Origin of the sequence: Paraburkholderia sp. RL17-381-BIF-C (genome assembly GCF_046026435.1) — a bacterium.
In the GTDB taxonomy this organism is placed as follows: Bacteria; Pseudomonadota; Gammaproteobacteria; order Burkholderiales; family Burkholderiaceae; genus Paraburkholderia.
In genome coordinates this window covers 1-243 of sequence record NZ_JARESX010000274.1, presented here as the reverse complement: position 1 = coordinate 243, position 243 = coordinate 1, and the positions used below count along the sequence as shown (strand labels likewise).

General features: G+C 63.4%; 1 protein-coding gene. It reads right to left on the bottom strand.

Features of this window, described 5'->3' with window-relative positions:
• Nucleotides 1-243 (bottom strand): NAD(P)/FAD-dependent oxidoreductase (locus tag P0D70_RS37025; protein ID WP_408188159.1); only part of this gene is annotated, 243 nt, incomplete at both ends.

Below are 243 nucleotides of genomic sequence, written 5' to 3'. Positions count from 1 at the left end.
CAGAGGCCCTTGCTCATCCACTGCTTGAAGTTGCGCGCACGATGCAGTTCGGTATGCAGCCACGAGGTCTTGAAGCTCTCCGGATAGGCGGTGAGTTCATCACTGGTGCGTCCAGCCTGCACGGCTTCAAATGCGGCTTCCGCCGCCAGCATGCCGGTCTTGATCGCCGCATGCGAACCCTTGATCCGCGATGCGTTCAGGAAGCCCGCGTCGTCGCCGACCAGTGCGCCGCCCGGGAACACG